Origin of the sequence: Streptomyces sp. MAR4 CNX-425, assembly GCF_048656465.1 — a bacterium.
Classification (GTDB): domain Bacteria; phylum Actinomycetota; class Actinomycetes; order Streptomycetales; family Streptomycetaceae; genus Streptomyces.
Map to the genome: position 1 here is coordinate 753,412 of NZ_JBMDLF010000002.1, position 14,038 is coordinate 767,449.

General features: G+C 76.5%; 8 protein-coding genes. 4 read left to right on the plus strand and 4 right to left on the minus strand.

The features are described 5' to 3' along the window. Window positions 1-42 precede the first annotated feature (42 nt). Window positions 43-7,752 carry an amino acid adenylation domain-containing protein gene (locus ACHZ99_RS08530; protein ID WP_420303787.1) on the minus strand — a complete coding sequence of 2,570 codons (7,710 nt, stop codon included), beginning with the start codon at window positions 7,750-7,752 and terminating at the stop codon, window positions 43-45. Between the two features lie 327 nt (window positions 7,753-8,079). Here ACHZ99_RS08530 and ACHZ99_RS08535 point away from each other — a divergent pair, with 327 nt between their 5' ends. From ACHZ99_RS08535 to ACHZ99_RS08545, 3 genes are all read left to right on the plus strand, one after another. Beyond that, the gene (locus ACHZ99_RS08535; protein ID WP_420303788.1) at window positions 8,080-8,541 is read left to right on the plus strand and encodes a hypothetical protein; all 462 of its coding nucleotides are present in this window, start codon (window positions 8,080-8,082) and stop codon (window positions 8,539-8,541) included. Next, complete coding sequence (locus tag ACHZ99_RS08540) at window positions 8,529-9,095, plus strand: hypothetical protein (protein ID WP_420303789.1); 567 nt, start codon at window positions 8,529-8,531, stop codon at window positions 9,093-9,095. Before ACHZ99_RS08535 ends, ACHZ99_RS08540 begins: the two co-directional genes overlap by 13 nt. A gap of 117 nt (window positions 9,096-9,212) precedes the next feature. Beyond that, on the plus strand, window positions 9,213-9,749 hold the full coding sequence (locus tag ACHZ99_RS08545; protein ID WP_420303790.1) for a hypothetical protein: 537 nt from the start codon (window positions 9,213-9,215) through the stop codon (window positions 9,747-9,749). 34 nt (window positions 9,750-9,783) lie between these two features. Here ACHZ99_RS08545 and ACHZ99_RS08550 read toward each other — a convergent pair whose 3' ends face one another. Genes ACHZ99_RS08550 through ACHZ99_RS08560 form a run of 3 tightly spaced genes read right to left on the minus strand, consistent with a single transcriptional unit; the run spans window position 9,784 to window position 11,986 of the window. Next, complete coding sequence (locus tag ACHZ99_RS08550) at window positions 9,784-11,016, minus strand: RNA polymerase sigma factor (protein WP_420303791.1); 1,233 nt, start codon at window positions 11,014-11,016, stop codon at window positions 9,784-9,786. Continuing rightward, a complete protein-coding gene (locus ACHZ99_RS08555) occupies window positions 11,013-11,336 on the minus strand; it encodes a YciI family protein (RefSeq protein WP_420303792.1) in 324 nt (107 codons plus the stop codon). Before ACHZ99_RS08555 ends, ACHZ99_RS08550 begins: the two co-directional genes overlap by 4 nt. A gap of 29 nt (window positions 11,337-11,365) precedes the next feature. Next, window positions 11,366-11,986, minus strand: coding sequence for a dihydrofolate reductase family protein (locus ACHZ99_RS08560; RefSeq protein ID WP_420303793.1), 621 nt, complete (start codon window positions 11,984-11,986; stop codon window positions 11,366-11,368). 682 nt (window positions 11,987-12,668) lie between these two features. Here ACHZ99_RS08560 and ACHZ99_RS08565 point away from each other — a divergent pair. After that, window positions 12,669-13,829, plus strand: a complete 1,161-nt coding sequence (locus tag ACHZ99_RS08565) for a ScyD/ScyE family protein (protein ID WP_420303794.1) — start codon at window positions 12,669-12,671, stop codon at window positions 13,827-13,829. Window positions 13,830-14,038: the final 209 nt, after the last annotated feature.

The following is a 14,038-nucleotide window of genomic DNA, read 5'->3' on the forward strand; positions in this document are numbered from 1 at the left end:
CGCGGCGGCGCGGACGATCGGTTCTCGTACGGCGGGCGCGCGTCAGCGGTGCACGAAGCTCCAGTACGCGGCGACGGCGGCCTCGTCGACGTCCGGGATGTCGATCCCGTACTCCCGCAGCCGCCGGACGGTCGCGCCGTTGTCGAAGGCCGGCTGCGGCGGCCGTCTTCCCGGCGCCGTCCCGGCGAGGCCCTCCAGGTGTTCGCGGTACGGCTCGATCGGCAGCTCCCGGCCGCCCTCGCCCGCCGCCCGCAGCCGCTCCAGCCAGACGGCGAGCGGGACCCCGGCGGAGCGGGTGCCGTGCAGCCGGTCGTGGCCGGCCATGAAGGTGCCGGGGGCGGTACGGCGCGGGTGGTGGAGGTGGTGGACGGAGCCGGGGCCGCCGTCGGTCCTCAGCACCAGCGCGACGAGGGCGCGGGCGAGGACGTCGACGGGCAACAGCGCCTCGTCGAGCGCCGGCTCCGCCGGGTGGCAGCCGAGGGCGGCGCAGCTGGCGAGGAGCCGGGAGAACATGTCGCCGCGGTTGACGGCGCCGGTCGCGGAGTGCGCCCAGATGCGGCCGAGGCGGTGGATGCCGCCGCTCGCGCCGCGCGCGAAGGCCCGCTCCACCAGCCGGTCGGCGACCCACTTGCTCGCGGAGTAGCCCTTGCCGTACGGGTGCTGTTCGCCGCCGGTCGGCGTCTGCTCGGTGACGGGCGCGGCGTCCGGCCCGGCCGCCCGGAACACCCCGAGCGTCGACAGGAAGTGGAACGCCTTGGGCCGCCCCTCCGCCGCCAGCGCCAGCAACGTGCGGGTGCCCTCGACGTTGGCCGGCTTCAGCCGGGCGTACGGCGAGAGGTGGTGGACGCTGGCGCCGGCGTGGACGATCGTGTCGACGCCGTCGCGCAGCCGGGCCCGGACCGCCGGGTCACAGCCGAGGTCGACGGCGCCGAGGTCGCCGGGGACGATCACGATCCGCGGGTCGTCGGCCGCGGCGCCGGCGCCGTACGCCCGCAGGGCGGCGGCCAGCCGCTCGCGCGCCCCGGCGGCGGTGCCCGCCCGGACGAGGCAGTGCACCCGGGCCGTCGTGCCGCGCAGCAGCTCGGCGAGGAGGAAGGCGCCGACGAACCCCGTGGCGCCGGTCAGCAGCACCTCGCGCGGGCCGCCGGCCGGCGGCGCGGCGGCGGCGAACCGCAGCGCGGGGCTGAGCTTCGCCTCCGTCTCCGGCACCCACGCGGGGGCGGCCCGCGGGCCGTCGGCGCCGAGCTGCCGGGCGAGTCCGGCGGGGGTGGGGGCCTCCAGGAGCGTGGAGAGGCGGAAGGGGACGGCGAGCCGTTCGCCGATGCGGGCGGCGAGCCGGGTGGCGAGCAGGGAGTGGCCGCCGAGTTCGAAGAAGTCGTCGTCGGCGCCGACCGCGGGCAGCTCCAGCGTCTCGGCGAAGAGCCCGCACAGGGTCTTCTCGTACGGGGTGCGCGGGGCGCGGCCGGCGCCGTCGCCGGCCGCGGCCGGGGGGTCGGGCAGCGCGTTGCGGTCGAGCTTGCCGTTCGGCGTCAGCGGCAGCGCGGGCAGCGTCACGACCGCGGCGGGCACGGCGGGGGCGGGCAGCCGCTCGCGGAGGAAGGCGCGCAGCGCCGCCGGGTCGACGGCCGTGCCGGTGCCGGCGGGGGCGCCGGCGGCGGGTACGGCGTAGGCGACGAGCCGGGTGCCGCCGTGGCGGTCGGGGCGGGCGGCCACGGCGGCGCGGGCGACCGCGGGGTGGGCGGCGAGGGCGGCCTCGACCTCGCCGGGCTCGACGCGGTGGCCGCGTACCTGCACCTGGTCGTCGGCGCGGCCGGCGAAGTCGAGCCGGCCGTCGCCGCGCCGGCGGGCGAGGTCGCCGGTGCGGTACATCCGCGCCCCGGGCGGGCCGTACGGGTCGGCCACGAACCGCCGGGCGGTCTCGCCGGGGCGGCGCAGGTAGCCGCGGGCCAGGCCGGCCCCGGCGACGTACAGCTCGCCGGTCGCGCCCGGCGGCACCGGTTGCAGCGCGGCGTCCAGGACGTACGCGCGGGCGCCGGGGACGGGGCGGCCGAGGACGGGCGTGTCCGCGTCGTCGAGCCGCGCCTGCACGCAGTCGACGGTGCACTCGGTCGGCCCGTACATGTTGAAGGCCGTCAGCCCGGGCACCGCGCGCAGTTCGCGCCACAGCTCCGGCGGCAGCGCCTCGCCGCCGAGGACGGCGAGCCCGGGCCGCCACCGCTCGTTCGTGAACAGCCCGCGGTCGCAGAGGACCCGCATGTACGAGGGCGTGACGTCGACGCCGTCGATGCGCCGTTCGGTCAGCCACGCCACGAAGCGGTCGGCGTCCGTGTAGGTGGCGTGGTCGGGTACGTGCAGCTCGTGGCCGCCGGTGAGGGCGGCGAGCTGCCCCCAGGAGGCGTCGAAGGACACCGGCGCGGTCAGCGCCACCCGCAGCGGGCGGCCGCCGGCACGCCGCGCGGCGGGGCCGAACACCCGCTCCCGGTACCGCTCGGCGACCGCGGCGACGCCCGCGTGCCGGGCCACGACGCCCTTGGGCGCGCCGGTCGAGCCGGAGGTGTGGATGACGTACGCCGCGTGCCCGGGGCGCAGCGCGGGCGCGGGGTCGGTGCCGGGCAGGGCCGCCAGCTCCGCCGCGGTCCCGGGCGCGTCGAGCAGCAGCCGCGGGGTCCCGGTGCCGAGGACGCCGGCGGCGGCCGTGTCCGTGTCCGTGAGGAGCAGCGCGGGCCGGGCGCCGGCGAGCGTGGCGGCGAGGCGGGGGGCCGGGTGGCCGGGGTCGAGGGGCAGGTAGGCGGCGCCGGCCTTGAGGACGGCGAGCAGCGCCACGACGAGGTCGGCCGAGCGCGGCAGGGCGAGGGCGACGACGTCCTCGACGCCGGCGCCGCGGGCGGCGAGGGCGTGCGCGAGCCGGTTGGCGCGGACGTTCAGCTCGGCGTACGTCATCGTGGCCGCCCCCGCCGCGACGGCGACGGCCCCGGGCGTGGCCCGTACCTGCGCGTGGAACAGCTCGGGGAGCGTGCGCGCGGGCGGCGGCGCGGGGGCCGGGGCGGGGTCCGTGCCGCCGCCGGTGAGGGCGCGGCGTTCGCCGGTGGACAGCACGTCGAGGCGGCTGAGGGGCAGCTCCGGCGCGGCGGCGGCCGCGCGCAGCAGGCGGACCCAGCGGTCGGCAAGGTCCTGGACCGTGCCGTGGTCGAACAGGTCGGTGGCGTAGTCGAGGGTGCCGGTCAGGCCGAGGCGTTCGCCGGTCGCGGAGCGCCGTTCGCCGATGCCGATGTCCAGGTCGAACTTGGCGGTGCCCGTGGGCACCCGGAGCCGTTCGGTGCGCAGCCCGGGGAGCGTGAACCCGGACGTGTCGTCGGCGTCGACGGACAGCGCGACCTGGAACAGCGGGTGGCGGCCCGGGGACCGGGGCGGGCCCAGCGCCTCGACGAGGCGCTCGAAGGGCACGTCCTGGTGGGCGTACGCGGCCAGCGCGGTGTCCCGTACGCGCCCCAGCAGCTCGGTGAAGGCCGGGTCGCCGGCGGTGTCGGTGCGCAGCACCAGCGTGTTGACGAAGAAGCCCACCAGGTCGTCGAGCGCCTGGTCGGTGCGGCCGGCGATCACGGTGCCGACCGGGAGGTCGGTGCCCGCGCCGAGCTTCGTCAGCAGCGCCGCCAGGCCCGCGTGCAGCACCATGAACAGGCTCGCGCCCGAGCGGTCCCCCAGCGCCGCCAGCGCCGTGTGCAGTTCGGCGTCGACGCGGAGGGTGACCCGGCCGCCGCGGTAGGAGGCGGCGGCGGGCCGGGGCCGGTCGCGGGGCAGCGCGATCTCGTCGGGCAGGCCGGCGAGCGCGCCGGTCCAGTGGGCGAGCTGGCGGTGCAGCAGGCCGTCCGGGTCGCCGGGGCCGCCGAGGAGCCGGCGCTGCCACCGGGTGTAGTCGGTGTAGCGGACGGGCAGCGGCGCCCAGTCGGGCGCCCGGCCGCGGCGGCGGGCGGCGTAGGCGGTGGCCAGGTCGCGGGTGAGCGGGGCCATGGACCAGCCGTCGGCGGCGATGTGGTGGATGACCAGGCAGAGGACGGACTCGGCCGGGCCGAGCACGAACAGCTCCGCGCGCAGCGGCGGTTCGACGGCGAGGTCGAAGGCGTACCGTACGGCCTCCGCCAGCCGCTGCCGCAGCTCCGTCTCGCCGGCCACCTCGGTGACGGGCAGCGCGGGCCGGGCCGCGGCGGCGCCGAGGATCCGCTGGCGGGGCGCGCCGCCGCCGGTGTCGGGGTCGGGGTCGGGGAAGACGGTGCGCAGGCTCTCGTGCCGGGCCACGACGTCGCCCAGCGCCCGCTCCAGCGCCTCGCGGTCCAGCTCGCCGGTGAACCGCTGCGCGAGGGGGATGTTGTACGTGGCGCCGGGGCCCTCCGCGCGGTGCAGGAACCACAGCCGTTGCTGCGCGTACGACAGCGGCACGGCCGCCGCCGGGCGCGGCTCCGGGTCCGGGGTGAGCGCGGGACGGGCCGGCGCGGCGCTGTCCAGCCGGGCCGCGAGCCGGGCGGGCGTCGGCGCCTCAAAGAGCGCGCTGAGGGCGAGGTCGGCACCGAGCGCGGCGCGGATCCGGGCGACCAGGCGGATCGCCTGCAGCGAGTGCCCGCCGGCGGTGAAGAAGCCGGTGTCCGCGCCGACCCGGGGCACGCCGAGCACGTCGGCGAACAGCCCGCACAGCACCCGCTCGCGCTCGCTGCGCGGCGCCGCGCCCGCGGTCTCGCCGGGGTCCGGCTCCGGGGGCGGCAGGGCGGCGCGGTCGACCTTCCCGTTGGCGTTCAGCGGGAGGTCGGCGAGGAGCACGAACGCCGCGGGCACCATGAAGTCGGGCAACCGGGCCCGCAGCCGCTCGCGCAGCGCGGGCGCCCGCAGCCCGTCCTCGGCCGGTACGACGTAGGCGACGAGCCGGAGTTCGCCGCCGGGCGGGTCGCGGCGGGCGAGGACCGCGGCCCGGGCCACGCCGGGGCAGGCGCACAGCGCCGCCTCGACCTCCTCCTGCTCGATGCGGAAGCCGCGGATCTTGACCTGCCGGTCGGCGCGGCCGAGGTAGTCGAGCTGCCCGTCGGCGCGCCAGCGCACCACGTCGCCGGTGCGGTACATCCGCGTCCCGGGCGGGCCGTACGGGTCGGCCACGAACCGCAGCGCCGTCAGCCCGGGCCGGCGCAGGTAGCCGCGGGCCAGGGACACCCCGGCGATGTACAGCTCGCCGGCGGTGCCGACGGGCACGGGCTGGAGCGCGCCGTCGAGGACGGCGAGGCGGGTGCCGGCGTGCGGCAGGCCGATCGGCGGGGCGGTGCCGTCGGGGGTGAGCGGGCGGCTGGTGGTCACGATCGCGGTGGTCTCGGTCGGCCCGTAGACGTTCATGAAGCGGCGGCCGGGGGCCCACCGCGCGACCAGCCCCGGCGGCACCGGCTCGCCGCCGGACACGAGCGTCGTCACCCGGCTGCGGTCCGGGTCGGGCACCGCGGCGAGGGCGGACGGCGGCACGAAGGCGTGGGTGACGCCGAGGCCGGGGTCGGTGAGGACGGCGAGCGGGTCGTCCTCGGGGGCGAGCACGAGCGCGGCGCCGGTGAGCAGCGCGACGCACGTCTCCCAGGTGCAGGCGTCGAAGCTGGGCGAGGCGAGCTGCGGGAAGCGGGCGCCGGGGGTGATCCGCAGCCGCTCGGCGTGGAACGCGACGAGGGACGCGACGCCGGTGTGCGGGACGACGACGCCCTTCGGGCGGCCGGTGGAGCCGGAGGTGTAGATCACGTACGCCGGGCGGCGCGGGTCGACGGCGACGGCCGGGTCGGTGGCGGGCCGCCCGGCGGCGAGGCCGTCGAGGGCGCCCGGGTCGTCCAGGACCAGGGCGGGGCGGGCGTCGGCGAGCATGAAGTCCCGCCGCGCGGGCGGGTATCCGGGGTCGACGGGCAGGTAGGCGGCGCCGGCCTTGAGCACGGCGAGTTCGGCGACGACCAGGTCCACCGACCGCGGCAGGACGAGGGCGACGACGTCCTCGGCCCCGATCCCGCGGGCGGCGAGCGCGTGCGCGAGCCGGTTGGCGCGGGCGTTCAGCTCCGCGTACGACACGGTGGTGGCGCCGGACAGCAGCGCGGGCGCGTCCGGCGTCCGGCGTGCCTGCGCCGCGAAGAGCGCGCCCACCGGGGCGGCGGGCGCGGCGGCCGCGGTGGCGTCGCCGAGGGCGAGCAGCCGCCGGCGCTCGTCGGCGGGGAGGGTGGCGAGCCTGCCGACGGGGAGGGCGGGGTCGGCGTCCGCGACGTACGCGAGAAGGTCGAGCAGCCGGCGCTGGGTGCCGGCGAGGTCCGCGGCGCCGGGGGCGCCGGGCGGCGCGTGCAGCCGCATGTGCGGCCCGGTGCCGTCGCGGCGGTCCCACACCATGACCACCAGGTCGGCGGCGAGCGGGAACGACAGGTTGTGGGCGGTGGCGCGGTGGCCGGCGAAGGAGATGTCGTAGTCGAAGCCGATGAGGTTGACCATGGGCGTGTACGCCGTGCCGGGGCCGCGGGACAGGCCGAGGTCGCGGTGCAGGTCCTCGGCGCGGTAGCGCTGGTGCTCCAGCGCCTCGCGCATCCGCTGGTCGACCTGGGCCAGCAGCTCGCGCAGCGGCATGTCCGGCCGCACGGTCAGGCGGACCGGGACGCTGTTGGCCAGCATGCCGGGCGTGGCGCGGGAGCCCTCGCCCACCCGGCCGGCGACGGTCAGGCCGATGACGAGGTCGCGGGCGCCGGTGCGGCGGTGCTCGTGGAGCGCGACGGCGGCGAACACCAGGCGGAAGCGGGAGATCCCGGCGCGCCGGGCCGCGGCGCGGAGCGCCTGCGGGCGCAGCAGGGGCAGCAGCGGGGTGTGCGGGACGGGTTGGGGCGCGGGGTGCGCGGCGAGCGGGCCGCCGGGCGCGCCGTCCCCGGCGGCGGGGGCGGCGGAGGTGGACCGCTGCTTCGGCAGCCGCGCGCTCTCGTCGGCCGCGTCGTCCGTACCGTCCGAGCCGTCCGCGGCGGACGCGCCGTCCGTGCCATCCGCGGCGGCGGACGACGGCGTGGCGGCGGGCGCGGACGAGGCGCCCGGCGTCCACCCGGCCAGCCGCCGGGTCCAGTACGCCCCGTCCGCGGCCCGCTCCGCGGACCGCTGGTACTCCCGGTCGGACCGGACCAGCGCCGCCAGCGGGCCGAAGGGCGAGGGGCCCGGGTCCCGGCCGTGCACCAGCTCCGTGTACACCTCGGCGACCCGGCGGGCCACGAGCGCGTAGCCGAACGCGTCGACGGCCGCGTGGTGGTAGGTGTGATACCACCAGAACCGGTCCGGCGCGAGCTTGAGCAGCGCGAAGCTGAACAGCGGCCCCGCGGCGAGGTCCATGGGCCGGGCCACGTCGGCGTCGGCCCACGCCCGGCCGGCCGCCTCGGGGTCGGGCGCGTCGCTCAGGTCGACGAAGGCGAGCGTCCAGGGGAGTTCGCGCGCCAGCACCTGTACGGGCCCGTCCGGACCCGGCACCAGCCGCACCCGCAGCGCGTCGGCCTCGCCGACGACCCGGCGCAGCGCCGCCTCGAACAGGCCCGGCTCCACCGGCCCGTCGATCTCCAGGTACTCGCCGAGCCGCAGGGCCGAGCGGTGCCGCGGGGAGTGCTGCTCGGCGAGCCACACCTCCCGCTGCCCGGCGGTCACCGGCAGGGTGGCCGCCGGATCACCGCCCCCCGGCTCGTCGCGGGGCGGGGCGCCGCCGCCGTGCGCTGCGGAGACCTGGCTTCGGGACAACGACGTACCTCCTGCTGGGGCCGGCAATCTCTGCTGGAGAACGGTGACTTCGGGCGTCTCGGCCCGGGGGCGGAAGTTGTGGATCATCGTGCCAGCGGGCACGGGGCATTCCCGCATCCGGCCGTGCATAACACTCGAAGGAATGATCTGCGGTCTGATAGACGGATTTGGCGGCCTCCGCGGCGCACCCGCCGGGCGCGCGCCCGGGAGGGGTACCGAAACCCCGGCGGTACAAAGTCACACGGCGGCGGTGACCTGGCGCTCAGGAACCGTACCGGCTGCTCCGGCCCCCGTTCGCCGCCCCGCCCCGACCGCGAGGAGGTCCCCGTGCCCACCGACTCCCGAGTGTTCTCCGAGGCCGGCCGCGCCCTGCGCTACACCGTCGCCGGGATCGTGCTGCTCGCACTCGTCTACGTCGCCGGCGTGTTCGCCTGGGGCGGCGCGGCCTGGTCCACCGCGCCGTTCCGCGGCGAGCGGGAGGCCCGCGAACGCACCGTGGGCTCCGGCGAGTTCCGCATCTCCACGTACGAGGAGTTCTTCGACCTGTGCGCCGCGGTGGAGACCAAGGAGGACGAGATCGGCGCGCTCCGGGACGAGCTGGACTCCCGGCCGTCCGAGTACCGCACCGAGCAGATCAACGCCTCCCTGACCGCGCTCCGCGCCACGCGGTCCGAGCTGGTCAACGACTACAACGCCAAGTCCCGGCAGGAGCACCGCAAGGCGTTCAAGGACGCCGGGCTGCCCGCCGAGCTGAGCACCGACGCGAAGGAGACCACGTGCGCCGCCTGACCCGCCTTCTCACCGCCCTCGCCGCGACCGCCGCCCTGGCGGTGACCGCCGCGTCCTGTACGGACGACTCCTCCCAGGCCAGGGAGTCGCGGACGAAGCAGTCCGGGTACGACCGGATGGTCGAGCGCCAGCCGGCGGAGGCGATGACGTACTCGCCGACGCGGGAGACGATCAACAAGTGGGTGAACAACTGGGAGAAGCCGGGGAAGCTGTCGTACGTCTATCTGCAGAACGCCAACGGGGAGTACGGCTACTTCGTCCTCGAAGGGCTGCCGGTCTCGTACTGCGCCATGCTCACCCCGCCGGAGGAGGTCGACTCCTCGAACAGCGGGATGGTGACGAAGACCGCGCCGGGCATGGACGGCGTCTACTACTCCGGCGCCCAGTGCAGCGCGTACTACGGCTTCGACGCCACCACCGGCGCGTACATCGAGTTCACCGTCGGCAGCAACCAGAGCTTCTTCCTCTACGACAAGCCGATGACGCTCCCGCAGTTCCGCGACGCGACGCCCCTGGGCGAGACGCGCCTTGAGGACGGCGCGGTCGCCCGCTAGGCCGGGCCCGCCGGGGGCGCCACCCCAACGAGTGAACCCCGAACTCCCCCTCTCACGGAGGGTCTGCGGTAGACATACGTAGAGCAACATTGGCAGATGATCCGATGAGGGAGCCCCATGACCTCGCCCTGCGACCCCCGGTACGCGCCCGCCGGCGATGTCGGCGCCGCCCTCATGCTGGTCGACTCCCAGCTCAAGGGCATCCGCGACGGCCGGACCGGGACCGACGACGAGCAGCGGGCGCTCGTCGGCCAGCTGTCCGGCGCCCTGGGCCCGAAGGGCGTCGACGACGTGCTCGACGGCACGTGCACGCTGATCTTCATGTTCATGAAGTGGCTGCGCATGGCCCACGAGGACCAGGACAAGGACGTCGTGGAGTACGTCGTGCCCAACCTCGTGGCCTCGCTGCGCATGATGCCCGCGAGCATCCGCCCCGAGACGATCCCGACCATGTCCGCCCTGCTGGTCGCCGCGGCCACGGGCCTCAGCCCCAGCCTGTGGCGCCGGCAGTTCGGCGACTGGTCCGACGGGGAGATGAACCCCCTGGAGGCGACGGCCCTGCTGCTCGCGGAGTACATCAACCGCCTCACCGACGACCCCGACTTCGCCAGCCGCATGATCAGCGACGCCTTCACCGCCCACGAGACGGGCTGACCGGCCCCGCCCCGGCACGGAGCCGCGCGCGGCGCTACGGCAGCCGGTCGCGGCGGCGCTTCAGGTAGGCGGTCTCGGCGGTGTTGCCCGCCAGTTCGACGGCCCTGTCGTACGCCGCCCGCGCCGCGCCGCCGCGGCCCACCCGGCGCAGGAGGTCGGCGCGGGTGGCGTGGAAGGCGTGGTAGCCGGCGAGCCGGTCCGCGAGCCGTTCGACGAGGGCCAGCGCCACGTCCGGACCGTCGGTCTCGGCGACGGCGACGGCCCGGTTGAGGGCGACGACCGGCGAGGGGTCGAGGCGGACGAGCTGGTCGTAGAGGGCGACGACCTGCGCCCAGTCGGTGTCGCGGACGTCGCGGGCCGAGGTGTGCACGGCGTTGACGGCGGCGAGGATCTGGTACGGGCCCGGGGCCTCCCCCGCGGCCAGGCGCTCGCGCACCAGCCGGTGGCCCTCGGCGACCAGCTCCGCGTCCCAGGAGCCGCGGTCCTGCTCGCCGAGCGGGACGAGTTCGCCGCCCGCCGAGACCCGCGCGGGGCGCCGGGCCTCGGTGAGGAGCATCAGCGCCAGCAGCCCGGCGACCTCGCCGTCCGCGGGGAGCAGGCCGTGGAGCAGCCGGGTCAGGCGGATCGCCTCGGCGGTCAGTTCGGGCCGCAGCGGGCCGGACCCGGAGCCGGTCGGCAGATAGCCCTCGTTGAAGACGAGGTAGAGCACGGCGAGGACCCCGGAGACACGCGCCGGCAGGTCCTCCGCCGCGGGCACCCGGTAGGGAATGCGGGCGGCCTTGATCTTGGCCTTCGCCCGGGTGATCCGCTGTCCCGTCGCGGACTCCCCCACCAGGAAGGCGCTGGCGATCTCGGGCACGGTCAGCCCGCCGACCAGGCGCAGCGTGAGCGCCACGCGGGCCTCCGGCGCCAGCGCCGGGTGGCAGCAGGTGAAGAGCAGCCGCAGCCGGTCGTCGTCGAGGGCGCCGGCGGGCTCGGCCGGGGTGTCGTCGTGGAGCATCCGGGCCTCCCGCTGCTTGGCGTCGCGCCGGCTCTCGCGCCGCAGCCGGTCGATCGCCCGGCGCTGCGCCGTGGTGGTGAGCCAGCCGCCCGGGTTGGGCGGTACGCCGTCGGCCGGCCAGCGCTCCACGGCCGCGGCGAAGGCGTCGGCCGCCGCCTCCTCGGCGACGTCGAGGTCGCCGAAGCGGCGGGTCAGCGCGGCGACCACCCGCGCCCACTCCGTACGGTGGGCGCGGGCGAGGGCGTCGCCGGCGTCGGCGCCGCTCACAGGAAGGGCCGTACCTCGACCCGGCGGTTGCAGTGCCGCGACCCCTCGGCGGCGAGCGCGAGGGCCGCGTCGAGGTCGGGGGCCTCGACGATCCAGAAGCCCGCCAGGTACTCCTTGGACTCCAGGAACGGGCCGTCGGTGAACAGCGCGCGCTCGCCGCGGTTGTCGACGACCGTGGCCGTGCCGGGCGCGGCGAGGCCGCCGGCGAAGACCCAGTTGTCCCCGGCCCGCAGCCGGTCGTTGAAGGCGTCGATGGCGGCCCTCTCCTCCTCGGTGGCGGAGGCGGTCCGGTGGTCGATCACGGAGAACAGGTACTGCATCCCGGTTCCTCTCCTGGTGCTCGGTACGGCTACGACGCCCGGGCGGGACCGGCGTACCGGGGACGCCCGGCGGGCCGGTAGACCTGAACCGTGATACCACCCGGGAAGGCCCGCAGGTCCGCCAGGTCGAGCGCCGCGTCCGGCCCGCGGTCGGGGAACAGCCGGGTGCCCTGGCCGACGACCACCGGATAGGTGAACAGGGTGATCTCGTCGACCAGGCCCGCCGCGAGGAGCGCGCGGACCAGCCTGCCGCTGCCGTGCACCTGAAGCTCGCCGTCGCCCCCGGCCTTCAGCTCCCGTACGGCGGCCGCGACGTCCCCGGACAGCACGCGGGTGCCGGCCCACCGCGGCTCGGTGAGCGTGTTCGACACGACGTACTTGGGCCGCCGGTGCAGGGGCCCGGCGATGGGGTTGTCGTCGGGGTCGGGCAGGACGCCCCAGGAGCCGGCGAAGACCTCGTAGGTCCACCGGCCGAAGAGGAAGGCGCCGGCGCGCCCGTACACCTCGCCGAGGTACGCCTCGGCCTCCCCCTCGAACAGCGGCAGCGCCCAGCCGCCGCGCTCGAATCCGCCCCTGGTGTCCTCGTCCGCACCGCCGAGGCCCTGCATCACCCCGTCGACGGAGATGTTCGTGACGGTCGTCAGCTTCATGGTCGTCCCCTTCTCCGGGCGCCCCTCGCGGGCGCCCTCTCACCTCTGCTACGAACGCGGCGGCCCGGATCCGACACCGTTCGGCGACCTCGTGACGAAGGAACCGGGCGAAGCCGGTGTTTTGCTCGCCCGCGGGTCCCGGGACCGTTGGCGCCCTTCCGCGGACTGTGGCGCATTTCCGCCTGGAATGATCTCGGCCGGGTCTCTCTCCGCCGGGCCACGGCGCCCGAGCGGGCGGTGCTTTCCGGCCGGTTCGGCGTGATCCCACCGGCGTACGGCGCCTGTCTGGCCGCAGCCGGGCCTCCGGCGGGCCTGCGTCATCGCCCGCGGTGTGACCTGGGCGGACCGCCGGCCGGACCGCCCGTCGCGGGACAGCGCGCTGCTCGGCCGGGCCGCGGGCCTCCGCGAACCGGCCGGCCGAGCGGTCCGCCACGCACGCCGAGTGGCCGGAAGTGATCCGTCCGTTTGGTACCGCTTACGTATGGTAAATCCCAAGTCCCCACCAAGCGCGCCACAAGCCCGGTGGGGAACAGTTCCGGCCACCGGACCCGGGTAGCTCGCGGAGGTACGGAACGCCATCGTCCGACGGTGGCGCCCACCGTGCCCTCTCCGTTCCCCCACGAGGTCCCGGATCGGCTTTCCTCGCGACTGTCATCTCGACGAAGAGAGAACGGAGAGCCACATGAGACGTCTGAACAAGAGCCGGTTAGCGGGCGCGGCCGCGGCGGTCCTGGCGCTGACCGGTGCCGGGGTGGGGGCCCCGGGACCGGCAGCCGCGGAGGCCGCCGGCGACACGGGCGGCGCCGGCACCCTGACCGCCGACTCCCCCGTCACCGTCGTCGCCAACGAGCTGCACGAGCCGCGCAGCCTGACCTGGGGTCCCGGCGGCCGGCTGCTGGTCGCCGAGGCCGGCACCCCCGGCGGCGCGTGCGACGGCCCCGACCTCGACTCCCTGGTCTGCCACGGCCTGCGCGGCTCGGTCGCCGACGTGACCTCCGGCAAGCCGGACCGCATCGTCACGGGGCTGCCGACGCACTTCAACACCGGCGAGTCCGTCGGCCCCAACGGCGTGAAGTACCTCGACGGCAGGCTGTACGTGCTGTCGCCGGGCTCGCCCCAGGGCGTACCGGACTGGCTTTCCGACAACCTGGAACGCAAGCTCACGAGGGAGTACGGCGCGCTGCTCGACATCACCCGCGGGCGCTCCGTGGTGAAGTCCAACCCCGGCCGGGCGAACTACGGGTGGATGCGGGAGAACCACCCGGAGTACTTCGAGGGCCCGGGCTTCGACGCCAACGTCTACGACATGACCCCGAAGCCCGGCGGCGGCCTCTACGTGATCGACTCCGCGTCGAACACCCTCAGCTCCATCGACCGCCGCGGCAACGTCGAGGTGCTCGACTTCATGCCGTACACCCCGGCCGGCACCGACGCGGTGCCCACGTGCATCGACACCGGCCCGGACGGCGCGCTGTACATCGGCCAGCTCACCGGCTACGGCAACTCGGCCACGGCGGCGAACGTCTACCGCTACGACCCGGCCGTCGGCGACTGGGAGGTCTGGGAGTCCGGCTTCAGCACCATCACCGGCTGCGGCTTCGGCGTCAACGGCGACTTCTACGTGACGGAGTTCGCGACCACCGGCCTGCCGTGGACCGGCGACCCGAAGGGCGACGTCGTCCAGATCGCGAAGGACGGCACCCGCACCCGGCTGGCGGAGGGCGAGCTGCTCGCCCCGCACGGCTTCCTGGCGGGCCCGGACGGCTCGGTCTACGTGGCCAACAACTCCCAGATGTGGCCCCGCGGCCAGGCCACCGACGGCCAGGTCGTCAAGATCGGCTGACCCGGCCCCCGGCAACCGGACCCCGGAGCCGGACGGCGGCCGCGCGTGCGGCCGGCGGGTACGCCACCGCCGGCCGCACGCGCCCGCCCGTCACCGCCCGTAGGGGGTGCGGCGGGGAGTCCCTGCTCGCGCCCATGACAGTCCACGTCCTTCCCGTGACTCATCCGCTCCACTGCCTGGGTGGCCCCGGCGCCCCGTGCGCTCTATCG